At 70.3% G+C, this 24981-nt stretch carries 27 protein-coding genes; 19 read left to right on the plus strand and 8 right to left on the minus strand.

Going from position 1 to position 24981, the window contains the following annotated elements; all coding sequences use genetic code 11:
* Positions 1 to 123 precede the first annotated feature (123 nt).
* The 9 genes from R0146_RS05385 (at position 124) to R0146_RS05425 (ending at position 8360) form a co-directional block, all read left to right on the plus strand.
* Positions 124 to 1380: a PTS transporter subunit EIIC gene (locus R0146_RS05385; protein WP_317691834.1), complete on the plus strand. Its 1257-nt coding sequence runs from the start codon at positions 124 to 126 to the stop codon at positions 1378 to 1380.
* Between the two features lie 127 nt (positions 1381 to 1507).
* Entirely contained in the window at positions 1508 to 2290 is a 783-nt protein-coding gene (nagB, locus tag R0146_RS05390; RefSeq protein ID WP_317691835.1) for a glucosamine-6-phosphate deaminase, read from the plus strand.
* A complete protein-coding gene (gene nagA / locus R0146_RS05395; RefSeq protein ID WP_317691836.1) occupies positions 2287 to 3471 on the plus strand; it encodes an N-acetylglucosamine-6-phosphate deacetylase in 1185 nt (394 codons plus the stop codon). The genes nagB and nagA overlap by 4 nt, the downstream gene beginning before the upstream one ends.
* Positions 3472 to 3679: 208 nt before the next feature.
* On the plus strand, positions 3680 to 4375 hold the full coding sequence (locus tag R0146_RS05400; RefSeq protein WP_317691837.1) for a trimeric intracellular cation channel family protein: 696 nt from the start codon (positions 3680 to 3682) through the stop codon (positions 4373 to 4375).
* Complete coding sequence (locus R0146_RS05405) at positions 4372 to 5193, plus strand: 2-oxo acid dehydrogenase subunit E2 (RefSeq protein ID WP_317691838.1); 822 nt, start codon at positions 4372 to 4374, stop codon at positions 5191 to 5193. The genes R0146_RS05400 and R0146_RS05405 overlap by 4 nt, the downstream gene beginning before the upstream one ends.
* Positions 5190 to 5492 carry a DUF1905 domain-containing protein gene (locus R0146_RS05410; RefSeq protein ID WP_317691839.1) on the plus strand — a complete coding sequence of 101 codons (303 nt, stop codon included), beginning with the start codon at positions 5190 to 5192 and terminating at the stop codon, positions 5490 to 5492. Before R0146_RS05405 ends, R0146_RS05410 begins: the two co-directional genes overlap by 4 nt.
* A gap of 72 nt (positions 5493 to 5564) precedes the next feature.
* Complete coding sequence (locus R0146_RS05415; RefSeq protein ID WP_317691840.1) at positions 5565 to 6659, plus strand: S1C family serine protease; 1095 nt, start codon at positions 5565 to 5567, stop codon at positions 6657 to 6659.
* 266 nt (positions 6660 to 6925) lie between these two features.
* Positions 6926 to 7648 carry a FadR/GntR family transcriptional regulator gene (locus R0146_RS05420; RefSeq protein ID WP_317691841.1) on the plus strand — a complete coding sequence of 241 codons (723 nt, stop codon included), beginning with the start codon at positions 6926 to 6928 and terminating at the stop codon, positions 7646 to 7648.
* A 409-nt stretch (positions 7649 to 8057) separates the two neighbouring features.
* On the plus strand, positions 8058 to 8360 hold the full coding sequence (locus R0146_RS05425; RefSeq protein ID WP_317691842.1) for an ABC transporter substrate-binding protein: 303 nt from the start codon (positions 8058 to 8060) through the stop codon (positions 8358 to 8360).
* On the opposite strand, the gene R0146_RS05430 is transcribed toward R0146_RS05425, so the two are convergent.
* The 3 genes from R0146_RS05430 to R0146_RS05440 all read right to left on the minus strand — a co-directional run bounded on the left by R0146_RS05430 (position 8285) and on the right by R0146_RS05440 (position 10824).
* The gene (locus R0146_RS05430) at positions 8285 to 9250 is read right to left on the minus strand and encodes a Rieske 2Fe-2S domain-containing protein (protein ID WP_317691843.1); all 966 of its coding nucleotides are present in this window, start codon (positions 9248 to 9250) and stop codon (positions 8285 to 8287) included. The genes R0146_RS05425 and R0146_RS05430 overlap by 76 nt on opposite strands.
* 83 nt (positions 9251 to 9333) lie before the next feature.
* Complete coding sequence (locus R0146_RS05435) at positions 9334 to 9657, minus strand: 2Fe-2S iron-sulfur cluster-binding protein (RefSeq protein WP_317691844.1); 324 nt, start codon at positions 9655 to 9657, stop codon at positions 9334 to 9336.
* 57 nt (positions 9658 to 9714) lie between these two features.
* Positions 9715 to 10824 carry a Nickel transporter NicT gene (locus tag R0146_RS05440; protein ID WP_317691845.1) on the minus strand — a complete coding sequence of 370 codons (1110 nt, stop codon included), beginning with the start codon at positions 10822 to 10824 and terminating at the stop codon, positions 9715 to 9717.
* Positions 10825 to 11281: 457 nt separating this feature from the next.
* Between R0146_RS05440 and R0146_RS05445 the strand changes: the two genes are divergently transcribed.
* A complete protein-coding gene (locus R0146_RS05445; protein ID WP_317691846.1) occupies positions 11282 to 11842 on the plus strand; it encodes a flavodoxin domain-containing protein in 561 nt (186 codons plus the stop codon).
* A gap of 57 nt (positions 11843 to 11899) precedes the next feature.
* Here R0146_RS05445 and R0146_RS05450 read toward each other — a convergent pair whose 3' ends face one another.
* On the minus strand, positions 11900 to 12319 hold the full coding sequence (locus R0146_RS05450) for a VOC family protein (RefSeq protein ID WP_317691847.1): 420 nt from the start codon (positions 12317 to 12319) through the stop codon (positions 11900 to 11902).
* A gap of 105 nt (positions 12320 to 12424) precedes the next feature.
* On the opposite strand from R0146_RS05450, the gene R0146_RS05455 reads away from it, so the two are divergent.
* The 3 genes from R0146_RS05455 to R0146_RS05465 all read left to right on the plus strand — a co-directional run bounded on the left by R0146_RS05455 (position 12425) and on the right by R0146_RS05465 (position 14236).
* Positions 12425 to 13198 carry a CPBP family intramembrane glutamic endopeptidase gene (locus tag R0146_RS05455; protein ID WP_317691848.1) on the plus strand — a complete coding sequence of 258 codons (774 nt, stop codon included), beginning with the start codon at positions 12425 to 12427 and terminating at the stop codon, positions 13196 to 13198.
* 116 nt (positions 13199 to 13314) lie between these two features.
* Complete coding sequence (locus R0146_RS05460) at positions 13315 to 13791, plus strand: hypothetical protein (RefSeq protein WP_317691849.1); 477 nt, start codon at positions 13315 to 13317, stop codon at positions 13789 to 13791.
* Positions 13792 to 13912: 121 nt separating this feature from the next.
* A complete protein-coding gene (locus R0146_RS05465; protein ID WP_317691850.1) occupies positions 13913 to 14236 on the plus strand; it encodes a transcriptional regulator in 324 nt (107 codons plus the stop codon).
* A gap of 493 nt (positions 14237 to 14729) precedes the next feature.
* Here the strand turns inward: R0146_RS05465 and R0146_RS05470 are convergent, their stop codons facing one another.
* Both R0146_RS05470 and arsB read right to left on the minus strand, forming a co-directional pair.
* Entirely contained in the window at positions 14730 to 15182 is a 453-nt protein-coding gene (locus R0146_RS05470; protein WP_317691851.1) for an arsenate reductase ArsC, read from the minus strand.
* A 50-nt stretch (positions 15183 to 15232) separates the two neighbouring features.
* Positions 15233 to 16333 (minus strand): ACR3 family arsenite efflux transporter, encoded by a 1101-nt coding sequence (arsB, locus tag R0146_RS05475; RefSeq protein ID WP_317691852.1) that lies wholly within the window; start codon positions 16331 to 16333, stop codon positions 15233 to 15235.
* 238 nt (positions 16334 to 16571) lie between these two features.
* On the opposite strand from arsB, the gene R0146_RS05480 reads away from it, so the two are divergent.
* From R0146_RS05480 to R0146_RS05495, 4 genes are all read left to right on the plus strand, one after another.
* On the plus strand, positions 16572 to 16949 hold the full coding sequence (locus tag R0146_RS05480) for an ArsR/SmtB family transcription factor (RefSeq protein WP_317691853.1): 378 nt from the start codon (positions 16572 to 16574) through the stop codon (positions 16947 to 16949).
* A gap of 69 nt (positions 16950 to 17018) precedes the next feature.
* Complete coding sequence (arsD, locus tag R0146_RS05485) at positions 17019 to 17450, plus strand: arsenite efflux transporter metallochaperone ArsD (RefSeq protein WP_317691854.1); 432 nt, start codon at positions 17019 to 17021, stop codon at positions 17448 to 17450.
* 8 nt (positions 17451 to 17458) lie between these two features.
* Positions 17459 to 19207 carry an arsenical pump-driving ATPase gene (gene arsA, locus R0146_RS05490; protein WP_317691855.1) on the plus strand — a complete coding sequence of 583 codons (1749 nt, stop codon included), beginning with the start codon at positions 17459 to 17461 and terminating at the stop codon, positions 19205 to 19207.
* A gap of 53 nt (positions 19208 to 19260) precedes the next feature.
* Positions 19261 to 20628, plus strand: a complete 1368-nt coding sequence (locus tag R0146_RS05495; protein ID WP_317691856.1) for an FAD-dependent oxidoreductase — start codon at positions 19261 to 19263, stop codon at positions 20626 to 20628.
* A gap of 34 nt (positions 20629 to 20662) precedes the next feature.
* Here R0146_RS05495 and R0146_RS05500 read toward each other — a convergent pair whose 3' ends face one another.
* Positions 20663 to 21439 carry an SDR family oxidoreductase gene (locus R0146_RS05500; RefSeq protein ID WP_317691857.1) on the minus strand — a complete coding sequence of 259 codons (777 nt, stop codon included), beginning with the start codon at positions 21437 to 21439 and terminating at the stop codon, positions 20663 to 20665.
* 324 nt (positions 21440 to 21763) lie between these two features.
* On the opposite strand from R0146_RS05500, the gene R0146_RS05505 reads away from it, so the two are divergent.
* Together R0146_RS05505 and R0146_RS05510 are read left to right on the plus strand one after the other, a co-directional pair.
* Positions 21764 to 22513 (plus strand): TetR/AcrR family transcriptional regulator, encoded by a 750-nt coding sequence (locus tag R0146_RS05505; RefSeq protein WP_317691858.1) that lies wholly within the window; start codon positions 21764 to 21766, stop codon positions 22511 to 22513.
* Positions 22510 to 23802 carry a nitroreductase family protein gene (locus tag R0146_RS05510; protein ID WP_317691859.1) on the plus strand — a complete coding sequence of 431 codons (1293 nt, stop codon included), beginning with the start codon at positions 22510 to 22512 and terminating at the stop codon, positions 23800 to 23802. Before R0146_RS05505 ends, R0146_RS05510 begins: the two co-directional genes overlap by 4 nt.
* A gap of 38 nt (positions 23803 to 23840) precedes the next feature.
* Here the strand turns inward: R0146_RS05510 and R0146_RS05515 are convergent, their stop codons facing one another.
* Positions 23841 to 24914 carry an asparaginase gene (locus R0146_RS05515; RefSeq protein ID WP_317691860.1) on the minus strand — a complete coding sequence of 358 codons (1074 nt, stop codon included), beginning with the start codon at positions 24912 to 24914 and terminating at the stop codon, positions 23841 to 23843.
* Between the last annotated feature and the right edge of the window lie 67 nt (positions 24915 to 24981).

Consider the following 24981-nt stretch of genomic DNA (forward strand, 5'->3'; position numbering starts at 1 on the left):
CGCCCCACTCCGACACGTACGACCCACCCCCGACTCCCTCGAACACTTCTCTCTCTCACCCCAGGGCCTGGACACCCCATGGCCCATTGGCGGCCGCAGGTGCGGCCACGAAAGGAACACCTCATGTCCACTGCCACCGAAGGCGTTGGCGCCGACGCCGGCAAGAACAGGGCCTGGCTCGCCTGGCTCCAGAAGCTCGGCCGCAGCCTGATGCTGCCCATCGCGTCCCTCCCGGTCGCGGGCCTCATGCTGCGACTGGGCCAGGACGACCTCCTCGGAAAGAACGGTCTGCACTGGAACGCCGTCGCCTCCGTGATCGGTGCCGCCGGCGGCACCCTCTTCGACAACCTCCCCATCCTGTTCGCCCTGGGCGTCTCGATCGGCATGGCCAAGAAGGCCGACGGGTCGACCGCGATGGCCGGCCTGGTCGGCTACCTCGTCTTCAAGGCCGTGGGTGACGCGATGTCGCCGCTGATCGGCCTGCCGATGGCCGACGGCGTCCAGGAGAAGATCAACTACGGCGTGCTCGGCGGCATCCTCGTCGGCATCATCGCCGGCTACCTGTGGCAGCGGTTCCACCGGGTCAAGCTGCCTCCGTACCTCGCGTTCTTCGGCGGTCGCCGGTTCGTCCCGATCATCACCGCGTTCGCCACCCTGGTGCTCGCCGTGCTGATGGCCTTCATCTACCCGGCCTTCAACACCGGCCTGTCCGGTCTGGGCCAGTGGACCGCGCAGAACCCGGTCCTCGGTGGTTTCGTCTACGGCACCGCCAACCGTCTGCTCATCCCGCTGGGCCTGCACCACATCATCAACACCACGGTCTGGTTCCAGGTCGGTGACTGCCTGAAGGCCGGCGCCGTCGCCCACGGCGACCTGACCTGCTTCTTCGCCACCGCGGGTGGCCAGGGCGGCACCTTCATGACCGGCTTCTTCCCGATCATGATGTTCGCCCTGCCCGGCGCGGCGCTGGCCATCTGGCGCAACGCCCGCCCGGAGACCCGCAAGATCACCGGTGGCCTGATGGTCTCGACCGCCCTCACCGCGTTCCTCACCGGCGTCACCGAGCCGCTGGAGTTCTCCTTCATGTTCGTCGCTTGGCCGCTGTACATCGTGCACGCGGTCCTCACCGGCACCTCGTTGGCGTTGGTCAACGGGCTCGGCATCCACGACGGCTTCACCTTCTCGGCGGGCCTGTTCGACTACATCCTCAACTTCAACATCGCCTCCAAGCCGCTGTGGTTGCTGGTCATCGGACTGGCGTACGGCGTCCTCTACTACTTCCTGTTCAGCTTCATCATCAAGCGGATGAACCTGAAGACCCCGGGACGGGAGGACCCGACGGACGCCAACGCCGCCGACTCCGACCCGACCCGCGCCTGAGCGACCCCGACCGTGATCGCCCGACCCGGTGCACCGCGCCGGGTCGGGCGGTCGCCGGCCGTCCCACCGACGTGGCCTCCCCGGGGAAAGCTCGGGGTGGCCCCCCTCAACCCGAACGGAACGTGACGTGGAAGTCATCATCAAACCCGCAGCAGACGACCTCGCACCGGTGGCCGCCGACATCGTTCAGCGGCTGGTGCACGACAAGCCGGCGGCCGTGCTCGGGGTCGCCACCGGATCCAGCCCGGTCGGTCTCTACGCCGAACTGGGGCGCCGGGTGGCCGCAGGACAGCTGTCGCTCGCCGACTGCCGGGCCTTCATGCTCGACGAGTACGTCGGGCTGGCGGCCGACCATCCGGAGCGCTACCGCAACTTCATCGAGCGCGAACTCGTGGCCCGTACGGACCTCCCCAGCGCCCACGTGATGGGGCCGGACGGTCTGGCCGAGGACATCCCCGCCGCCTGTGCGGCGTACGAGCAGGCGATCAGCGACGCCGGGGGCGTCGACCTGCAGATCCTCGGCATCGGTGCGGACGGGCACATCGGCTTCAACGAGCCGACCTCCTCGCTCGGCTCGCGGACCCGGATCAAGACCCTCGCCCGGCAGACCCGGATCGACAACGCGCGGTTCTTCGGCGGTGACGTCGACCAGGTGCCGACGCACTGCCTCACCCAGGGCGTCGGCACGATCATGGCCGCTCGCCGTGTCGTGCTCCTCGCCGACGGGGAACGCAAGGCGGAGGCGGTCCACCAGATGGTCGAGGGACCGGTCTCGGCGATGTGGACCGGCACGGCGCTGCAGTGGCATCCCCATGCCACGGTGATCGTCGACGAGGCCGCGGCCTCGCGCCTGGCGTTGCACGACTACTACCTGGACGTGTACGCCGACAAGCCCGGGTGGCAGGAATGACCACGATCTTCCGGGCCGCCCGGGTGCTCACCCCCGAACCGCTGGAGGACGCCTGGGTGCGGGTCGAGGGCGAGCGGATCGTCGAGGTCGGCACCGGGCCGGCTCCGACCGGTGCCGTCAGAACGGGTGGATCGGGTGGTTCGGCCGGCGTGGGTGATGTGTCGGGCGGCGCGGCCGAGGTGGTGGACCTGGGCGATCGGCTGCTGGTGCCCGGGTTCGTCGACATCCACTCCCACGGCGGCGGAGGCGCGGCGTACACCGACGGCGCCGAGGCGGCCCGGACGGCGTTGGCCACCCATCTCGCCCACGGCACCACCTCGGCGATGGCCTCCCTGGTCACCGACACGATCGACGTGCTGGAGCGCCAGGTGCGCGACCTCGTGCCACTGGTCCGCGACCGGGAGTTGCTGGGCATCCACCTGGAGGGGCCGTGGCTGTCCGAGCTGCACTGCGGTGCCCACGACCCCGACCTGCTCCGCGACCCGGTGCGCCACGACGTCGACGCCCTGCTGGCGGCCGGTGAGGGCACCATCCGGATGGTCACCCTGGCCGTCGAACTGTTGGGCGGTCAGCCGGCCGTACGCCACCTGGTGGAGTCCGGCGTCGTCGTCGCCCCCGGCCACTCCCATGCGACGTACGCCGAGGCCAATCTCGCCATCAACGGGGGCGCCCGCGTCGCCACCCACCTGTTCAACGCCGAACGCCCGATCCACCACCGCGAACCCGGGCTGATCGTCGCCCTGCTGGAACGCCCCGAGGTGGTGGTCGAGATAATCGCCGACGGGGTGCACCTGCACGCGGCGATGGTCGGCGACATCGCCCGGCTCAAGCCGCGGCAGTTCGTCCTGGTCACCGACGCGATGGCCGCCGCCGGCAGCGCCGACGGCGACTACGACCTCGGGCCGCTCAAGGTCGAGGTCCGCGACGGTGTCGCCCGGCTGGCCGGTGGTGGAGCCATCGCCGGCAGCACCCTCACCCTGGACCGGGCCGTACGTTTCTGCGTCGAGCACGCCGGGATCGACCTGGTCGACGCCGTACGCGCCGCGACGCTGACCCCCGCCACCGTCTTCGGGCGCGACGACATCGGCCGGATCGCCCCCGGGACGTACGCCGACCTGGTGGTCCTCGGGCGCGGCCTCGGCGTCGAGGCCGTCTACCGCTGCGGGCGACAGGTGCGCTGAGCCGGCGGCGGCAGGTCCGGCGGCTGGGCGGTCGGGCGGTCGGGCGGTCAGGAAGTCAGACGGTCAGGCGGCCGGGCCCGAGGAGCGTACGGTGGCCGGGCCGGACCGGCCTGCCCCATACTGATGGCCGGGAGAGGAGCCCGAGGAGGGGTGGTCCCGCGGCGCGCTCCCGAGACTGAATCGGTGGCGGACGTCGAAGGCGGTAGGGGTGTCGGATCTCACGGGCGCGGTGGTCGAGGCGTCGCGGTTCCTCGACCTGATCGGCGTGCTGTCCAACGCCATCCTCGGCGGTGTGGTGGCACGCAACGAGCGATTCGATGCCATCGGCTTCGCCATGCTGGCGATCGTGTCCGGGCTGGGCGGCGGCCTGATCCGCGACGTGCTGCTCCAGAAGGGCACCCCGATCGCGCTGACCGACCCGGCCTACATGGTGATCGCGCTGATCGGCGCGGCGATCGCCTTCCTGATCCCGGTGGCCGGCCGCAGCTGGAACCTGGTCTTCCCCTGGGTCGACGCCCTCGCCCTGGGCACCTGGGCGGTCGCGGGCGCCACGAAGACGCTGACCGTCGGTCTCGGCCCGCTGCCCGCGGTGCTGCTCGGCGCGGTGACCGCGGTCGGCGGGGGTGCGGTCCGCGAGATCCTGCTGCGGCACGTTCCCTCCGTCTTCGGTGGCAACACGCTGTACGCCACACCTGCGCTGCTCGCCAGCGGCGCCCTGGTGCTGCTGGACTGGCTGGGGCACCCCACCGTCGGACTGGTGGTCGGAACGTTCATCGGCGCCGGTCTGGTGCTGATGTCGCGGTGGCGCAACTGGCAGCTGCCCGAGGCCTACCACCTCAAGCCGATCCGGGTCTGGCGACGGCTGCCCTCGGCCAGGAACCGGCGGCGGAAGGAGCACAGGTGACCGGACCGCGTTCCACGCCCCCGCCGCCCGGCGCTGGGCCGTCCAGCGCGTCCCGTGGCTACCGGGTGGTGCCGATGAGCCGCGCCCGACGGGCGCTGGCGGTGGGCCAGGAGGCTGCCCGCCGCAAACACACCATGTTCGGGCTGGTCGAGGCCGACCTGACCATCCCACGCCGGCTGCTCCGCGACCACCGCGACGCCACCGGGGAACGGCTGTCGTTGACGGCGTACGTGGTGACCTGCGTGGCCGCCGCGCTGGCCGAGTTCCCGGCGGTCAACGCCTTCCGCCGAGGCCGCTCCCTGGTGTTCCTGGACGAGATCATCGTCGAGGTGCTGCTGGAACGGACCATCGACGGCCAGCCGGCGGTGGGATACCTGCCGATCCGGCACGCCGACACCAAGTCGCTGCGGGCGGTGCACGACGAGATCCGGGCCGGACAGGCCTCCCGACCGCAGACCATCGCCGGGCAACGCTGGCTGGACCTGGTGCCGAGCTTCCTGACCCGACCGCTGATGGAGTACATGAGTCACAGCCCCCGCTGGGTGCTCCGCCTCGGTGTGGTCGGGGTGAACAACCTCGGCATGGGCGCCTCGGTCGCCGGCTGGGGCCTCGCCCCCGGAGCGGGGACGCTGGGCGTGTCGATCGGCGGCATCACCACCCGCCCAGGGCTGGTGGCCGATGCGCTGACCCGCCAGGAAGTCGCCCACCTCACCCTGGCGTTCGACCATGACGTGATCGACGGTGCGCCGGCGGCCCGATTCACCGCCCGCCTGGTCGAACTGCTCGCGGCCGGCGAGTCGATCCGCGACCTGGGATGACTGACTTCACCTTCACCGCGCCGCTGTGGCGCTGGCCCGGGGAGAGCCCGTGGCATTTCGTCGCGCTCCCCGAGGAACTGACCGACGACGTACGGATGCTCGCGGGGCCGCGGAAGGCCTTCGGTTCGGTGCGCGTCGAGGTCACCGTCGGTGCGACGACGTGGCGTACGTCGCTGTTCCCCGACGGCGGCCGGGACACCTACCTGCTGCCGGTGAAACAGGCCGTACGCCGCGCCGAGGGACTCGGCGAGGGCGACCCGGTCGCGGTGACGCTGCGGTTGGTCGGCGCGGACGAGTGACCATCGGGGAAGGGTGACCGCTCCGCCGGCGTTGACACTCCAGGACACTCCAGCAGCGATCGGAGGCGGGTCATGGAACCCAATGACCAGAGACCTGTCGACCAGGAACCCGGCGACCAGGAACCCGGCGACCAGGGACGTGACGATCGGGAACGTGACGATCGGGAAGGTGACGATCGGCGGTCCGCCGACCAGGGGCCCGGAGCCCGCGGGGCCGCGGACGACGGGACCGACGGGACTGACGGCGAGGCCCTGGACGCCTACTCCCGGGTCGTCACCACGGTCGCCGAACACCTGCTCCCGCGGGTGGCGGCGGTCCGCATCCGCGACACCCGCGGAAGAGAGTCGGAGGGCTCGGCGGTCGTCCTCACCGCCGAAGGGCACCTGCTCACCAACGCCCACGTCGTCGGCCGGGCGCCCGCCGGGGAGGCACTCTTCGCCGACGGCAGCACCTCGCCCGTCGAGGTCGTCGGTCGGGATCGGCTGGCCGACCTCGCGCTGCTGCGCGCCGAACGCGAACTGTTGGCCCCGCCGACCTACCGCGACGTCGACGATCTGCGGATCGGCTCCCTGGTCGTGGCGGTGGGCAACCCGCTGGGCCTGACCGGCAGCGTCACCGCCGGGGTGGTCAGCGGGCTGGGCCGGTCGCTGCCGGTGCAGACCCGCAGCGGGATGCGGCTGATCGAGGACGTCATCCAGACCGACGCCTCGCTCAATCCGGGCAACTCCGGGGGTGCGCTCGCCGACTCGGCGGGCCGGGTGATCGGCATCAACACCGCTGTCGCCGGCCTCGGCGTGGGTCTGGCGGTCCCGGTCAACGCGACGACCCGGCGCATCATCGCTGCCCTGATGCACGACGGCCGGGTCCGCCGGGCCTACCTCGGGTTGGTCACCTCGCCGGCGGTCCTGCCACCGCGATGGGCCGAACGGACGGGGCGTCGTACGGCCCTGCGGGTGATGGAGGTGGTCCCCGGCAGCCCGTCGGCGTCCAGCGGCATCCTTCCGTACGATCTCGTCCTGGCGGTCCAGGGCCGTCAGCTCGGCGACGCCCAGTCGCTGCAGCGGCTGCTCTTCGAGGACGCCATCGGCAGGCGCCTGGAGATCACGGTGCTGCGTAACGGGGCGCTGGTCGACACGGTGGTGGTGCCGGCGGAGCTGGCCGACTAGGACCAAGGCCCCCGGCGGAGCTGGCCGACCAGGACCAAGGCCCCGGCGGAGCTGGCCGACCAGGGCCAAGGCTCCGGTGGCTGGCGGCCTGCTGCACCCCATGGCCGAGCAGCGCCCGGACCCGGCCGCGTCGGCCTGCTCGTGCGGGCTCGGGCTCTGCCGAGTCGATACCATAGGTCATACCTATGTGAGAGGGTGCGGAATGCCGGCGCACCGGCTATCCTGCCGGATTCGACCCGCTCCACCGTACGGCCGAAAGGGGCACCATGGCCAGCAAGAGTTCTGAGCTGTTTTCTGCCGTCCACGTCAATCGCGCATCGCAGATCATCGTCGATCAGATCAAGCTGCTCGCGCGTGAGGGGAAGCTGCAGGTGGGCGACCGCCTGCCCAGCGAGCGGGACCTCTGCGAGCGCTTCGGCGTCAGCCGTGTCACGGTCCGTGAGGCGTTCCGGGTCCTGGAGTCGAACGGCATGCTGACGATCCGGGTCGGTTCCCACGGCGGCGCCTTCCTCACCGCGCCGACTGCGGAACGACTCGGGGAGGGACTTGCCGAGCTCATCTCCTTGGCGCCGCTGACCGCCGCGGACATCACCGAGGCCCGCTTCATCGTGGAGCTCGGCACCCTGCCCCTGGCGGTCGAGAGGGCCACCGAGGAGGACATCGAGGCGCTCTTCGCCATGGTGGAGGAGGGCGAGGCAGCGGTCGCAGCGGGTGACTACCGCGTCCAGCTCTCCGCCGACTTCCACGTACGGATCGCCCACTGCGCCCACAATCCTGCCGTCGAGATGCTGATGCAGAGCTTCCATGGTCCGATGCGCATGTCGATCGAGACCTCGCACGCGGCGGCGCCGATGACCATGCGGGGCGTGGCCGAGCACCGGGAGATCGCCGAGGCCATCAAGCGGCGGGATCTCGAGGCCGCGCGGACGGTGATGACGCGTCATCTGGGTCGTACGGCGGACCGGGTCCGCACACTGCCCGCGGAATGATCCGGGGCACCTGAGCCCGACTCGCCGATCCTGACGGAGGACCTGCGTCGCAAGGTCGCCGGACGACGCCGTACGAACGAGATCGTTCGTACGGCGTCGTCGTCTTCGCGCACCGCGAATGCCGACGACGAGACGGCCGGTCAGGCTCGCACGCTGGTGACCGTGCACAAGTTGAACTGAGGATCAATGGATTGACCAATGTGATCTGGGCCACTACCGTCGTCGCCTAAGAGGTGGGTCGCCTCGGCTCCACCACGAACCCGTTTCAGGCTGACCGCAGGGAGTTCCAATGACGTATCGTCCCCGCAGCCGGCGCCGCCACCCGGTAGCGCTGTGCTCCGTCCTCCTGTCGGTCGCACTCGGTCTGACCGCGTGCGCCGGCAGTTCGCAAGCCAGTCCGCCATCCAGCGTGGAAACGCCGTCCGTCACGATCGGGAAGGCCGTCGACACGATCGGCTTCTCCGCCATCGACGTCGCCCAGGAGATGGGCTACTTCGAGGACGCCGGTGTCACCGTCAAATCGCAGCTGCTCGAGGGCAGCAGCCAGACCACCGCCGCGCTGCAGAGCCACAGCATCCAGTTCGCCACCCTCTCCTCCAGCGCGCTGCTGCTCGCCTCGAGCAAGGGCGTCCATCTTCAGGCCATCTGCAGCCTCGACCACGGCGTCTCGGTGCAGATCGTGGCGGCGTCGTTGGCGCTGTGCACGCCGTAGCCGTCGCGCATCGCCTGGACCTCGTCGGCGGTCAGTGGGCGGGTCGGGTGGTAGTCGTAGCTGAACGCCCAGCAGTGCTCGTCGTCGATCGGCACCCAGAAGTGGCCGTGCACCGGGTTGTCCGCACGCGGGGGGACCATGGTGAAGTTGGGCAGCACCCAGGGGGTGATCCGCCAGTAGTAGCTGTCCTCCTGGGCGTTGCGACGCGCACCGATGAGCAGCCCGCCCTCGTGGTCGATGACCTCGAAGAAGGGCTTGAGATCACCCTTGTTGTACGCGTTGGCGCCGCCGGCCGCGCTCTTGAACAGGGGGTCGGTGTCGACGTTGCCGCCGTGCAGGAAGGTGACGTGGCTGGAGTCGATGCCGCCCTCGAGGGCCTGCAGCCAGTTGCACTCCTGCAGCCTCTTGGAACAGAACGCCTGCTCCTCGGGCACGGTCGCGAACTCCCACTCGGGCAGCGGCGGCTGCTGCTCCGGGTCGCCCAGGTAGGCCCACAGCACCGGGCCGCGCTGGACCATCGGGTAGGACTTGAGCTTGACGCTGGCGCAGAAGTTGCTGTTGTCGGCCTCGCTGGGGACGTCGACGGCCTGGCCGGTGACATCGAACTTCCAGCCGTGGTAGGGGCAGCGCAGACCGTTCTCCTCGTTGCGGCCGAACCACATCGAGGCGCCACGGTGGGCGCAGAACTCGTCCATCAGACCGTAGCGGCCCTCGGTGTCCCGGAAGGCGATCAGCCGCTCGGAGAGGATCTTGACTCGTACCGGCGGGCAGTCGTTCTCGGGCAGTTCCTCGGCGAGCAGCACGGGCTGCCAGTAGCGGCGGAACAGCTTGCCCATCGGGGCGTCCGGGCCTGTTTGGGACAACAGTTGATTGATCTCAGGGCGCAACATTGCGGCGGATCCTTTCGGTCTGGCTGGGGCGGAGCGGCTGGAGTCCGGACCCCGGAGGACTCAGGTGGCCCGGATCCGGGGACTCAGTACTGGGTGGGCGGGACGTCGACGACCAGGCCGTCGAGTTCGTCGTTGAGGATGATCTGGCATCCGAGTCGGCTGCAGTCGCGCGGCTCGGCGACGCCCAGGTCGATGATGTCGGCTTCGAGGTCGCCGGGTTGGCCGACGAGCCCTCGGAACGGGTCCCGGACCCACACATGGCAGGTGGCGCAGGAATTGTTCCCGCCGCACTCGCCGATGATGCCGGCCACGCCATGGCGCAAGGCAGCGGACATGACCGAGTCACCGACTTCAGCGGTGACGACCGTGGTGTCGCCGTCGGCGCTGACGTACGAGATCTGGGGCATCGGATCGAACCTCCTTGGTAATGGTCTAATCATTGTACTGTTAGCCAAATCACAGTGTCAACGGATTGGTGAGACGTCCCGCTCCCGGCGCTGGGGGTCGTCCTGGCCGGTGAGAGGGACCGTCGCCCAGCGCTGCTCGATCCGGCCGAACTTCCATACACCGAGGGCGAGGATCCAGGCCGCGGCGAAGAGCCCGACGATGGCGAAGCCGGCGTAGTCCAGGTCGATCCCGGCGATGACGGCCAGTGGGCCGGTGGAGATCTCGAGCTGGTTCGCGACGACCCCCAGCAACTCGATGCCGCCGATCACCAGGGCGACCAGGACGGAGATCACGGTGATGGTGAGGTTGTAGTAGACCTTGCGGACGGGCTGGGAGAAGGCCCAGCCGTACGCCGCGTTCATGAACACCCCGTCGACCGTGTCCGCCAGGCTCATTGCGGCGGCGAAGAGCACGGGGAGCACCATGATCGCGTACCAGGGGAGGTTGAACGCCGCCGCGCCGCCGGCAAGGACCAGCAGCCCGACCTCGGTGGCGGTGTCGAACCCCAGGCCGAACAGGACGCCGACCGGGTAGATGTGCCAGGGCTTGCGGACCAGATGGGTCAATCGGCGCAGCAGGCGATTGAAGAATCCCCTCGAGTCCAGGTGCCTCTCCAACTCGGCTTCGTCGAAGGTGCCGGCCCTCATGTCGCGGAAGACCCGGCCGATCCCGACCAGTGAGCCGAGGTTGAGCAGGCCGATCGCCAGCAGGAACACCCCGGAGACGAGGGGGCCGATGATGCCGGTCAGCTGGTGCAGGAGGGAGGAGTCGTCACCGAGCTGGGTGGCGAGCGTACGGATCCCGACGGCGAGGAAGGCCGAGAGGCCGAAGACGATCGTGGAGTGTCCGAGGGAGAACCAGAACCCCACCGAGAGTGGTTGTGGCGACTGGATCCCGTCGATCGTGCCGGTCCGCGCCCGGTCGGCGATCAGTTTCCGGGTGACGTTGTCGACGGCTGCGATGTGGTCGGCGTCGAACGCGTGGCGCAGGCCGAAGGTGTAGGCCAGCAGTCCCACGGCGACGGTGAAGACGGGGTGGTCGCCGCCGAGGTGGAGCTGTGCCGGGGTGACGAATCCCAGCAGGATGCCGAATCCGAGGAGGTGGAGGATGGCGACCACCAGGAGCATGCCGCCCAGGCTTCGTCGATCCCGCGAGCTCAGACTGTGGGCGAACTCCGTCAGGCGTCCTCGGCGTGGCGTCGATGCATCCATGGGTCCCTCCAGATTCTGCTAATGGCATAACCATTATTCCCATCTGGGTTGGGTGGTCAAGGGATTTCTGTTAGCTGGGTCACATTTGATGTGAGGTCGTACGCCGCGTCGCCGTCACCGCCGGGTCGTACGCCGCGTCGCCGCCAGGGCGGTCGTACGCGCGCCGGAGGTCTCGGTATCGCCGCAGCCGTGGTGGACGTCATGCCGGCCGCCATCGTCAACCGCTCTGCCGCTGGGTATCGTTCACTTCCAAAGGGATCCGCCGGGCCGGTTCTGTGTAGGCCCACGACTCCCGGTGCACAGCTCCGGGTCCCGGGCCACCCTGAGACCCAGGTCTTCACCCCGAGTCTCCGACGTCGACGCAGGAGGCGCGATGAAGGTTCTGGTGGCATACGCGACCCGCCATGGAGCGACGGCCGGGATCGCGTCCCGGATCGCCGAGACGCTGACCGCGGCCGGTCATCAGGCGACCGCGTCGCCGGTCGATCAGGTCACGACTCTTGACGATTACGCGGCGGTGGTCCTGGGATCGGCTGCGTACATGTATCACTGGCTGAAGCCGGCGGTCCAGTTCGCCCGGCGGCACCGGGGTGCGCTCGCGGAGCGGCCGTTGTGGCTGTTCAGCAGCGGTCCCGTCGGGGCGACGACGGTGGACGACGCCGGCCGGACGGTGGACGACAAGGGGCGGGACGTGTTCGAGGGATCCCGACCCAAGGAGTTCGAGGACCTGTCCGCTCTGCATCCGCGAGGTGACCGGGTGTTCTTCGGGGCGTACGACCCGGACGCCGATCCGGTGGGCTTCGGCGAGCGCATGCTCAAGCGGATGCCGGCCGCCAAGGACTCCCTGCCTGCCGGCGATTTCCGCGATTGGCAGGCGATCGAGGAGTGGGCCCGGGAGATCGCCGCCTCGTTGGATGCGATGCCCGCGGACTGAGGGTTGGCGTGGGCGGGACATCGGGACGGGCGGACGAGGTGCCGTCACCCGGCGTGCTCAGTTTCGGGGGAAGTCGTCGGCGGTGAGCCCGTCGGGGTGTCCGCGCGGCCATTCCACCAGCTCGATCCGGTAGCCGTCCGGGTCCGAGATCCAGGCCGTCCGAGGACCGTCCGGTCCGCCGGGGAGCTCCGGCGTGCTCGGCCGCAGCCCGGCGAGGGTGAGCGCCGCGATCGACGCCTCGAGGTCATGGACCTGGACGACCAGGTGATGGAATCCGGTGCCGAGGTCCACCGGGCCGTCGGTGGGCCGGTATGCCAGTTCCAGACTCGCCACCTGCTCACCGGGGAAGGCGAGCACGAGCAGCAGCGAGCCCTCGCCGAGGTCGACGCGTCCCAGTTCGCGGTAGCCGAGCACCCGGTAGAAGTCGAGTGACGTGTCGAGATCGGTGACGCGATAGGCGGTGTGCAGTGTCTTCATCCGGAGTCCCTTGATTGCTGTCCCTCCATGGTCGCAAGCAAGGGGGTGGGCCTCAACAGGAGGTGCCCCACCCCTGCCCGGCGTGCCCCCACGTAGCCTGGACGGGTGGCCACCGTCCTCGTCGCAGCCTCCCGCCGTCGGCGGCCGTGGCTGTTCCTCGTCCTTGTCATGGTGCTGGTCCTCCCGCTCTGGTGGGCAACCGTCGCCACCGGCGGTCGGGCGTTGGTCCTCGGGCTGCCGGTCGCCGTGGTGGGGATCGTCATCCCTGCGGCCCTCGCCAGCGTCCTGGCCTGGCGTGAGGAAGGGTGGACCGGACTACACGCGGTGTGGTCCGGGTTGGTCGACGTCGCCCGGGTACGGCCGCGGTGGTGGTGGACGGTCGGTCTGGGCGCCGCCCCCGTCGCGGCGGCGCTGGGCTGGCTCATCGGCCCCCGTCCCGGTGACGCCCCGGCGGTTCCCTGGTACCTGACGCCGCTCCTCTTCGTCGTGTTCTTCCTCGGCGCCATCCCCGAGGAGGTCGGCTGGACGGGCTATCTGACCGCGCGGTTGACCGCTGACCACGGGGTGCTCGGGGCCGGGGTGATCATCGGTGCGGCCTGGCAGTTGTGGCACTCGGTGCCCTATCTCGCCCAGGGACACACCTGGTCGTGGCTCGCGGGCCAGTTCCTGGTGAGTGTGCTGGCCCGGATCCTGATGGTGTTGCTGTACCGACACAGTGGTGGCGGCTTGGCACTGGCCTGCGCGGTCCACGCGATGCTCAACACCGTGCAGATTTACCCCGATGGTTTCGCCGCCTTCGACCCGTGGCCGTCGGTGCCCGGCATGCTGTTGGTGCTGCTCGGTGCCGCCTGGTTGGCCCGCCGGACCACTCGTTCCTGATCCGGCCTCCGGGCGCGAGGTGACCTGCGCCGGCTGGGAGGGTGGACTCGAGTTACTTGACTGAGGAGAAAGCAACTCGGATGCTTGAAGCATCGTCAAGTAACTGAGGAGCGATCATGGGTGTCGACCCGCTTCCTGACCCGGACGGCGCCCAGGCCGCACTCGAGAAGGCTGCCGACGCTCGCCGCACGGCGGTCGACGGCACCCGCCGGCCGGCCTGGATCGACGCGATCCTGGCTCTCACGATGGGGATGACGATCCCGGTGGCCCTGCTCGGCCAGTGGGTCGTCGCCGCCATCGTGCTCGTCGTCGGTTCGGTCGCCGGCGTGCTGGCCGACCGAAAGTTCACCCGGCGGCGAGGCAGGATCCTCGATACCCGGGCACTGGGCGCCCGCACCCTGCCGTACGCCCTGGTGTACGGCGCGATCTTCGTCCTCCTGCAGTTCCGCGCTCCGGCGGCCTGGCAGCCCTGGTATGCGCTCGGGGTCGGTCTGTTCGCCGCGATCGGTGTGTTCGCCTGGTTGCGCTGGGAGGAGCGATATCAGGCCCGGCGCATCGCTGCCGGCGATTACCACCGCTACGACCTGCTGTGAACGGGGCTCGTAGCGTCCCTGGGTGTGTATTCCGGCCGTCGTGGATCCGGGTGCTCGTGAACCGCGTGCCCGTGAACCCGGCTGCTGGTGAATCAGATACTGTCGTAAACCGGGGTCCGCGATGAGCTGGGGGTCGATCGTCGCCCGGTTCGACGACCTCATCCACGTGCCGGTCCGGTTGCGGATCACCGCCGCGTTGGCGGCGACACGAGACCTGGAGTTCGGTGCCCTGGAGGAGTCGCTGGGGATCTCCACCTCCCTGCTGTCCAAGCACTTGCGGCTCCTCGCCGATGCCCGGTACGTCGTCCTGGAGAAGCGGCCGCAGCCCTTCGGTCGGCCGCGGACCTGGATCCGCCTCACGCCTGAGGGGCGTACGGCCTATCTCGGGCATGTGGCGGCACTCCGGGAACTGCTCGAGGGGACGGGTGGGCCGGGCGAGGTGTGAGCGGCGCAGCCCCATCTGCCTTGCGCGGGCCGCTCATGCGTTGTGTTCATGCGTTCCTGCGTGTCATCCAGCACCAACGCATGAGCACAACGCATCACTGGGGTGACCGTGTGTGCTGGGGCACTCCACGGGGATGGATCCGGCGTCCACCGTGCCAGCGGTGACCGTGTGTGCTGGGGCACTCCACGGGGATGGACCCGGCGTCCACCGTGCCTGGGGTGACCGTGTGTCCTGGGGCACTCCACGGGGATGGACCCGGCGTCCACCGTGCCAGGGGTGACCGCGTGTGCTGGGGCACTCCACAGGGATGGATCCGGCGTCCACCGTGCCAGGGGTGACCGCGTGTGCTGGGGCACTCCCTCTGGGTGGTGGCTCCTTCCCCTGAGGGCGCAGGCCGCATGCCCGCGGATCACTCCATTGAGAGCGGGGCTGTGTGACGGAGCCCTGATAAGCCTGCCGAGTGAGGCTCCTTGCAGGGATCGCTCGGCCCGGCTCAGTCGCGCCGGGCGGCTTCGGCGGGCGTGGGCTGCACCTCGACACCCAGGTCGACGAGCAACGCGGTGACCCGGCGACGGATCTCGTCGCGGATCGGCCGTACGGCCTCGACGCCCTGGCCGGCCGGGTCCTCCAGGACCCAGTCTTCGTAACGCTTGCCCGGGTAGTACGGGCAGGTGTCGCCGCAGCCCATCGTGATCACCACGTCCGAGGCCTGGACGGCCTCGGGGGTGAGGATCTTCGGCTTCTCCGCGGAGATGTCGATGCCCTCCTCGAGCAGGGCTTCGCGGACCGCCGGATTGATGGAATCGGCCGGAGCCGAGCCGGCGGAGCGGACCTCGACCATGCCGCCGGACAGGTGGTGGGCGTACGCAGCGCCCATCTGGGAGCGGCCGGCGTTGTGTACGCAGACGAACATCACGGATGCCTGGTGGTCGGACGGGGTGGTCATAGCACGCCTTTCATCGGAGTGGGGTTCATCGGAGTGGGGTGAGGACGGCGTCAACGGGTGGGGAGAGTGGGGTCGTTCGGGAACAGCCGGGGGGCGAGCCAAAGCGCGACGTACACCAGGCCGACCAGGACCGGCACCTCGATCAGCGGACCGACCACACCGGCCAGGGCCTGGCCGGAGGTGACGCCGAAGGTGCCGATGGCCACGGCGATGGCGAGCTCGAAGTTGTTGCCCGCGGCCGTGAAAGCGACGGTGGTGGAGTGGGCATAGTCCAGCCCGGTGGCGCGGGACAGCAGCAGACCGCCGAGCCACATGATCGCGAAGTAGACGACCATCGGCACCGCGATCCGGGCGACGTCCCACGGGCGGCTGGTGATCTGGTCACCCTGTAGGGCGAACAGTAGGACGATCGTGAAGAGGAGCCCGTAGAGGGCGAGTGGGCCGATCCGGGGCAGGAAGCGCTGCTCGTACCAGGTGCGGCCCTTCGCCCGCTCCCCGAGGTGTCGGGTGAGGAACCCGGCGACCAGCGGGATGCCGAGGAAGACGAGGACGGAGACGAAGATCGCCCCGAAGGAGAAGCCCGCCGAGGTGGTCGGCAGTCCCAGCCAACCGGGCAGCACCTGCAGGTAGAACCAGCCGAGGGCGGAGAAGGCGATCACCTGGAAGACGGAGTTGATCGCCACGAGCACCGCGGCCGTTTCCCGATCGCCACAGGCGAGATCGTTCCAGATCAGCACCATGGCGATGCAACGGGCCAGGCCGACGATGATCAGGCCCGTACGGTACTCCGGCAGGTCGGGCAGCAGCAGCCAGGCGAGGGTGAACATCACCGCCGGCCCGATGATCCAGTTGAGCACCAGCGAGAGGCCCATCAGGCGTCGGTCGGCGGCGACCCGGCGGGTCTCGTCGTAGCGCACCTTGGCCAGGACGGGATACATCATCACCAGCAGGCCGATGGCGATCGGCAGCGAGACCGAACCGATCTTCACCGCGTCCAAGGCGGCGGACAGCCCGGGGACGAACCGGCCGAGCAGCAGCCCGACGACCATCGCCGCGAGGATCCAGGCCGGCAGGAAACGGTCGAGCAGGCTGAGCTGTCCCGCGACCGACCTGTGGTGGGCCGACCTTTCGGGGATGACGGTCTGCGACACGGAAACCCTCTCTTCATATCGATGATCCTCAATGGGAGCCTGGCTTAGTGATTGACATTTGTCAATGTGGCCGACGAGGTCAGGGGCAGCAGGCGGGAGCACCGCTCTGATGGCTGCATTGAATCTCTCCGGGCTCACACGCACCGAACGACGACCACTCCACAACATCGACGGATCTCAATATGAGGATGGTGAGGCATGTATCGACAGTTGTCAATGCGGCCGGTAGGCTGGGGGGATGACGCAGGTTGAACTGGACAGGACTCCCCTCGTCGAGTCCGACGAGGTCTGTATCGAGGGGTCGGCGCTCATGTCGTCCGAGCGAGCCGCAGGGCTGGCCGAGATCTTCAAGGCGCTCGCGGATCCGACCCGGGTGCGCCTCCTGGCGCACATCCGTTCGTCCGAACACGGCACCGCCTGCGCCTGTCACCTTCCTGAGATCCTGGGGATCAGTCAGCCCACCCTGTCGCATCACCTGAAGAAGTTGGTGGATGCGGGGTTGGTTGTCCGCGAACAGCGGGGGCGGTGGGCACACTACACCGCCGTCGCCGACGCTCTGGGTGTCGCTCAGGGCTTCCTTGCCGAGCCGATCGTCACCGACGCCCGGTGTTGCTGACGCCATATTGACGCCGGTCAATGCAAGTGATTGACTCACATCGACAGTTTTCGATGTGAGGGGTTGTTCATGGTGGCGTTGAAGGTCTTTGAAGGGCCGTTGTGCTGCAACACCGGTGTCTGCGGGCCGGATCCGGAACAGGCGCTGGTCGACTTCACCGCCGATGCCCGCTGGCTCGCCACCCAGGGCGTCGAGGTCACCCGGGCCAACCTCGCCCAGGACCCCGCGGCGTTCGCCGAGGACCCCTCCGCCCGCGCGTTCGTCCGGGTGGCCGGTGCCGAGGCACTGCCTCTGGTCGTGGTGGACGGGATCACCGTCCTCACCGGCCGCTACCCCTCACGGGCCGAACTGGCGCGCTTCGCCGGCCTGGCCGCGCCCGCGTCGGCACCTGCGGCGGCGACCGAGTCCTCCTGCTGTGGCGCCGATGATCAGGCGTCGGGATGTTGTAGCCCGGCGCCGCAGGTCCTGCAGATCTCCGCCCCCACCCGATCCTGCTGCTGAGGCGAGCCATGCGGTATCTCGATGGCGTTCCCCGTTACCTCTTCTTCACCGGCAAAGGTGGGGTCGGCAAGACCAGCGTCGCCTGCGCGACCGCCGTCGACCTGATCGACCGGGGCCGGCGGGTGCTGCTCGTCTCCACCGACCCGGCGTCCAACGTCGGCCAGGTCTTCGGCCAGACGATCGGCAACCGGATCACGCCGGTGGTGGCCGCTCCGGGTCTGGACGCCCTGGAGATCGACCCCGAGCAGGCCGCGGCCGACTACCGCGAACGCACCGTGGCGCCCCTGAAGGGCTTCCTCTCGGCGGCGGATCTGGCGTCGGTCACCGAACAACTCTCCGGCGCCTGCACGACCGAGATCGCCTCGTTCAACGAGTTCACCGATCTTCTCGCCGACAGCGACCTGACCCGCGGCTACGATCACGTCGTCTTCGACACCGCCCCGACCGGCCACACCATCCGGCTGCTCCAACTACCTGGCCAATGGACCCGGTTCATCGACGACGGCTTGGGTGACACCTCGTGCCTCGGCCCGATGTCGGGGCTGGAGAAGTCCCGGGCCACGTACGGTGACGCCCTCACCGCGCTGGCCGACCCCGCCCGGACCCGTCTTGTCCTCGTCGCCCGCGCCCAGATCGGTGCCCTGACCGAGGCCGCCCGTACGGTCGATGAACTCGGCGAGGCCGGCGTACGCGCCACTCACCTGGTGGTCAATGCGATCCTGCCACCGGGTCCCGACCATGATCCGCTGGCCGACGCCATCCACCGGCGTGAGGAGGCCGCGCTGGCGGCGATGTCCCCCCGGCTCGCCGACCTGACCCTCGACCTCCTCCCGCTGCGCGGCACCGACGTGGTCGGAATGCCGGCCCTGCGGGATCTCCTCTGCGAGGAGAGCGCCGCCGTGACCCTCTCGGCGGCCGAAGACTCGAGCACCGCCGATCCTGTGCTGCCCGGCCTTGACTCCCTGGTCGACGTCCTGGCGGAACAGGAGCACGGGCTGGTGATGTGCATGGGGAAGGGTGGCGTCGGCAAGACGACCATCGCCACCGCGATCGCGCGCGGGCTGGTCGCCCGGGGCAAGGACGTTCACCTGACCACCACGGACCCGGCCGCCCATCTCGACCTCTCCCTGGCACGCGAGGGCATGCGGGTGTCCAGCATCAACCCCGGACAGGCCGTCGCCGACTACCGGGCCCACGTGATGGCCACCAAGGGCGCCACCCTCGACGACGACGGGCGCGCGCAACTCGCCGAGGACCTCAGATCTCCGTGTACCGAGGAGGTCGCGGTCTTCCAGGCCTTCTCCCAGGCGGTCCTCGACGCGCGTCGACGCTTCGTGATCATGGACACCGCCCCGACCGGTCACACCCTGCTCCTGCTGGACGCCACCGGCTCCTACCACCACGACGTCGCCCGCAACATGGCGCCGGGCACCCGCTTCACGACACCGATGATGCGCCTTCAGGACCCCGACTACACCAAGGTCATCCTCGTCACGCTGGCCGAGACCACCCCCGTCCTCGAGGCCGAGCAACTCCAGGCCGATCTCGAACGCGCCGACATCCATCCGTGGGCGTGGGTGGTCAACCAGACCCTCACCGGCAACCCGACCACCGACCCCCTGCTGCGTAGGAGGCAGGCCGCCGAGCGCGGCCCGCTCGACCGGGTCGGCCGAGCGAGTGCCCGCGCCGTCCAGGTCCCGCTGACCGCCGATGACCGGGCCACTCCCGGGATCACGCTCCACAGCGCCCTCGCCTGACGTCCGCTCGGCGCTCCGTTCCGACCGACCCCTGGCCCTGAGAGGATCCCCTCGTGCCCCATCTGATCGCTGTCGGCGGCTCCGACGCCGGCATCTCCGCCGCACTCCGGGCCCGCGAACTCGATCCGAGTGCAGAGGTCACCGTGGTGGTGGCCGATCGCTACCCGAACTACTCCATCTGTGGCATCCCGTACTACGTCTCCGGTGACGTCACGCCGTGGCAGTCGCTGGCCCACCGCACCATCGCCGATCTCGAGGCCGCCGGCGTACGCCTCCTGCTGGACACCCGGGCCGAGGCCATCGACGTGACGGGCCGGCGGCTGAGCGTACGCGGGCCCGGCGGCGCCACCGAGGTGGCGTACGACGAGCTGGTGGTCGCCACCGGCGCGCTGCCCTCCGGTGCCGGCATCGCCGGACTGGACCGGCTCGGCCCGGACGACGGGCTGCACGTGATGCACTCGATGGGGGACACCTTCGCCCTCGATCGCCACCTCGCCGAGCGGGCCCCGCAGACTGCGATCATCGTCGGCGCCGGCTACGTCGGACTCGAGATGGCCGAAGCGTTCACCGTCCGCGGCATCCGGGTCACCCAGCTCCAGCGCGGTCACGAGGTGCTGTCGACCCTCGATCCGCAGCTCGGGGCACAGGTGCACGCCGAGCTGTCCGCGCACGGCGTCGAGGTGCTGGTCGACACCACGGTGACTGGGGTCGAGCGGTGCGGGGCGGGGCTGCAGGTGTCCGGCGTGCACCAGGGTGCTCCGTTCACCCGATCGGCCGATCTGGTCCTGGTGGTGGTCGGCGTACGGCCCAACACGGCCTTGCTGGCCCACGCGGGAGCCACTCTCGGCGCGGGTGGCGCGGTCGCCGTCGACGAGCGGATGCGCACCGGGCTGCCGCACATCTTCTCGGCGGGCGACGGGACGGTGACCCACCACCGGTTGCTCGGCGTCAGCTACCTGCCGCTGGGCACCACGGCGCACAAGCAGGGACGCGTTGCCGGGGAGAACGCGGTCGGCGGCGACGCCCGGTTCGCCGGATCGGTCGGCACCCAGGTGGTCAAGGTCTTCGACCTCGTCGCGGCACGGACCGGGCTGCGGGACCGGGAGGCCGTCCGGGCCGGGTTCGCGCCGGTCACCTCCGCGGCCGCCGCCGACGACCACAAGCGGTACTTCCCGGGCGCGCATCCGATCGCTTTTCGGATCACCGGTGACGAGCGGGATGGTCGGCTGCTGGGGGCTCAGCTGGTGGGCCGGCTCGGCACCGAGGTGGCCAAGCGCGTCGACACGTACGCCACGGCGCTCTACGCCGGCCTGACCGTTGACCAGGTCTCCGAGCTCGACCTCAGCTACACCCCGCCGCTCGGATCGCCGTGGGACGCGGTGCAGGTCGCGACCCAGGCATGGGCGCCGGCCCGGCGGTAGCGGCCGGCCTGGCGGTCGCCACCGTCGTCGTGGCTCACCAGGTGGCGTCGCCGCGGATCGCCACGTCGGAGCCGCCGTCCACGAAGACGATCTGCCCGCACAGGTGGCTGTTCTCCTCCGAGACCAGCCAGGCGTGCAGGTGGGCCGGGACTTCCGGCTCCATCGGCCCGTTCAGCGGCATCGGGACCTGCTGCAGCAGGGCGTCGACCGCCTCCTTGGTCGCCATCAGGTCATGGGTCATCGGGGTCACCACGATGCCGGGCGCGATCCCGTTCAGCGGGATGTGTGCGCCGGCCCACTGCGGGCCGGTCGCATGGCGGCGGATCCACTTGGCGAGCGCCTGCTTCGTGGTGCCGTAGATCAGCGTCCCGGTCTGGGTGTCCGCCGCCAGCTCCTCGGCCCGGGCGAGGGCCGCCGGCTCGTCCTCGGCGAGCAGTGCGTCGAGTAGTTCGGCGTCCGGTGGGTAGAGCGAGGCCATCGAACAGGTCACCGAAGCCCGTGGCGCCGCCGATCCGGCCAACAGTGGCCGCAGCCCCTCGAGGGTGGCGAGCGCGCCGAAGAAATTCACCGCCACGGTCTTCGGGATGGGCAGCGCAAGCCCGGCGTTCGCCACGATCGCGTCGATGCTGCCGCCGGTCAGTTCCCGGACTCCGTCGACCAGCGCCGTACGTCCCTCGGTCGTGGTCAGGTCCACGGTGACATCAGCGTCATGCAGGTCGACACCGATGACGCGCTCACCTCGTTCGGTGAGGATCCTCGCCAAGGTCTTGCCGATGCCGGATGCCGCCCCGGTCACCACGATGGTTCGCATGATGATTCGCCTCCTCGGGCACAGCCAGCCCGTGAGGGGCCGGGCCCGCACGGAGTGGGGATGCTCCGTCATCGCGGCCGGCGGCGGGGCTGATCCCTTTCAGGATAGAAACCCGGCGGGACGTACGTGGGGCGATCGGTGATCTGGATCACGGCGGCTCGAAGGTCGTGTCGGCGTGGGCCACGGTGACCTCGGGGGTGCCCATGGTGACCGCGGGGAGTGCTCAAGGTGGGCCTTGGGGCAAGGGGACCTCGGAGGGGGCGCCGGAGCGTGATCGATCAGATCTATTAGAGGGATTTGTCTAATAATGGTAGGGTAGGTGCCATGACAGTGCCTGCACGGGTGCCGCAGCGCGCGGCACGCCGCCGCGCCGACATCCTCCGGACGGCCCGCCGGCTGTTCGCGGAGGAGGGGATCGGCCCGGTCACGCCGGGGCGGATCGCCAAGGAGGCGGGGATCAGCCCGGGGAACCTCTATTACTGGTTCGGTTCCAGGACCGAGATCGTCCACGAACTGTTCGCCCAGTGGATCGCCGATTCCGGACTGCCCGCCGACCTCGGCCAGGACCCGTCCCCCGATCCGGCGGACATCCTGGCGCTGCTGTGGGGACGGATCCCGGCCCAGCACCGGATCAACGAGGACTACGCCTTCTTCCAGCGCGAACTGCTGCCGCTGCTCCACGCCGAACCAGCCCTCGCCGCGGAGTACCGCCGCAACCACGCGGCGCGGGTCGATCTGCTCGTCGAACTCACCGAGCAGGTCATCGCCGCCGGACTGCTGCGACCCCCGCGGCCTCCGGCCACCGTCCGTGTGCTGGTCGAGGTGCTGTGGCTGGTCGCCGAGACCGCCGGGCCGTTCGCCCGGGCGACCGGGGACGGTGGCCTCGATGCCACCCGACTCGCCCGGGCGGTGATCGGGCCGTCGTTGACCGACGCCGGGCGCCGGGCGCTGGCTCTCGCCGACCCGTCCGACCCCGCCGCCGACCCGTCCGATCCTGCCTCCGGCCCGTCCGATCCCGCCGCCACCCCGGCCGACCCCGCATCCGCTCCGACCGACCCCGAGTCCCGACCATGACCGCCCGACCGGAGGACCTCATGCCGCAGCCCGCTGACCCACGCCCTGGCGTCTCCCCGTCGGCCGAGCCAGTGCGGATCTCGCGCCGCACCGTTCTCAGAGGTCTCGGGATCGGCACTGGCGCGGTCGCGCTGACCGCTGTGGCCGGGGCCGGCATCCGCGGAGCGGCGAACGGCGTGTGGGCGCAGGGCAAGGGGGCGCCGTACGCGCTGTGGTCGAGCTGGCAGGACGTGCCCGGCCCGGCGGCGGTGGTGGCGGCCGGGGTGCTCGCCGCCAACCCGCACAATCTGCAGCCGTGGACCTTCACCCTCGATGAGGGCGCGGTGGACACCGTCCCGGGAGCGGCCGAGGGGACGGCCACGATCGACCTCGTCGACGATCCTGCCCGGGCGACGCCGACCTGCGATCCTGACGGCCGGGAACGGGTCGCCGGCCTCGGCTGCGCCGTGCAGAACATGGTGATCGCCGCCCGGGCCCGCGGACTCGCGGCCACCGTCGAGGTCTGGCCCGGTGGCGACCCGGCCGGCCCTGCCGCGCGGCTCCGTCTCGGACCGGGCCCTGCGCCGACCGTACGCGAGCGTGAGTTGGCTGCGGCGATCTCCGCCCGGCACACGAACCGCGGACCGTACGCCGACCGTCCCCTCGACGCGGGGACCCTGGCCGCACTGACCGTGGATGCCCCGTCCGGCGCCGCCGTCCACTGGGTGACCGCACCGCCTCGGCTCGCGGCGCTCGGCGCCCTCTACGTCGAGGCGACCCAGGCAATCGTCGACGACGAACCGATGTCGGTGGAGGCGTTCTCGTGGTTCCGCAACGACCGCTCGGCCATCGACGCGCACCGCGACGGGCTGACCCTGGACTGCCAGGGGTTGGACGACGCCACCCTGGCGATGGCCAAGATCCTCCCGGCACAGTCGCGCACGGCCGGCGACCGGTTCTGGGTGAACTCCACCCGCGACGTGCACACCGCCACCGCCGTGGCGTACGGCATCATCCGGGTGACTGACACCACCGATCCGGCCGCCCGCCTGGCTGCTGGGCGGCTGCTGGAACACCTCCACCTCGTCGCCACCGCGGCCGGGCTGGGCCTGCACCACATGAACCAGATCACCGAACGGATCGCCCGGGACACCACCACCGGGGCGCCCGATCGGTTCTCCGCCCGGTGGGCCGACGCCACCGGCCTGCCCGCCGCCGAGGGACTGCTCTCGTTCCGCCTCGGGCACCCGGTGCGCACCGCAGCCCCGAGCCCCCGCCGGGCGCTGGAGGACGTGCTGCGGGTCCCCTGAGCCCGGCCGGTCGCGGGCGGTGTGAGGCCGGCGCAATGTCAGCCGATCGAGCCGGCTGCCCCGGTGGGGACGACGGTCGATTCGACCAGTCGACCGTCGCTGAACGCTGCGGCGATCTCCGCCCGGGGCCGTCCGGAGGCGCAGAGCGCGGCCAGCAGGATCCTGGCCTGGCCCGGACGCAGGGAGCGCGAGTGGATGGCGCCCGCGGCGGCAAGATCGGCGCCGCCGCCACCGCCGCCGTAGCTGGCGACCAGCGGCCCTTCGGGCACTCGACTGGACACCACCACCGGCACGCCGGCAGCAGTGCAACGGCGTACGCCCTCGACGACCTCGGGGGAGGCGTTGCCCGATCCCAGGGCGGCGAGCACCACTCCGTCGGCGCCTGCCCGGAGACTCGTCTCGAGGTGCAGCGCGTCGACGCCGGGATGGACGGCCACGATGTCGATCCGGACAGCGGCGACCGAGCCGGGCAAATGTGGTCGGCCAGCGAGAGTCTGCGACCCGGCGGGAGTGTCGTGCCGGCCCGTGGGAGGCGTGGGCGACCCGATGGGGGGAGTGGGCGACCCGGCGGGAGTGGGCGACCCGGCGACCCGGAAGGCGTCCGACTCGTCCGTGCTGTGCTTGTACGCCGTCCACGCCGGCAGCAGACGGTCACCGAAGGCGATGACCACAGCCGGCTCTCCCGCGGGGTGATCCGTGATGGCCCTGATCGCCGCCGCGACGTTGCGTGGGCCGTCCGGCTGCGGATGGTCCGCCGTACGTTGCGCGCCGGTGAACACGACGGGCTTCGGGCTGCGGTGCTGAAGGTCGACCAGCAGTGCGGTCTCCTCCATCGCATCGGTGCCGTGCAGGACGATGACCCCGTCCACAGCGTCGTCGGCGAGCTGTTCGCCGACGGCATCGCTGATCCGCTGCATGTCACGCAGCGTCAGGGCCGAGGAGTCCTTCGCCATCAGATCGACCAGGCGGAGGTCGGCCGAAGCCGCCGGGAAGAGGGCGAGCAGGTCGTGCCCCCCGAGGGCCGGGGCGCTCGTGCCGTCGGCACTCCGCCGGCTGGCGATCGTGCCCCCGGTGGCGATGACGGCGATGAGCCGATCCGCAGTACGCATCATGCGAGCGACTGTACGTCCACGCCTGCGGGACCCGTTGCGGAGTGCCCGACGCTCCAGATGGCTGGCC

The organism is Raineyella sp. LH-20, from assembly GCF_033110965.1.
Lineage (GTDB): Bacteria > Actinomycetota > Actinomycetes > Propionibacteriales > Propionibacteriaceae > Raineyella.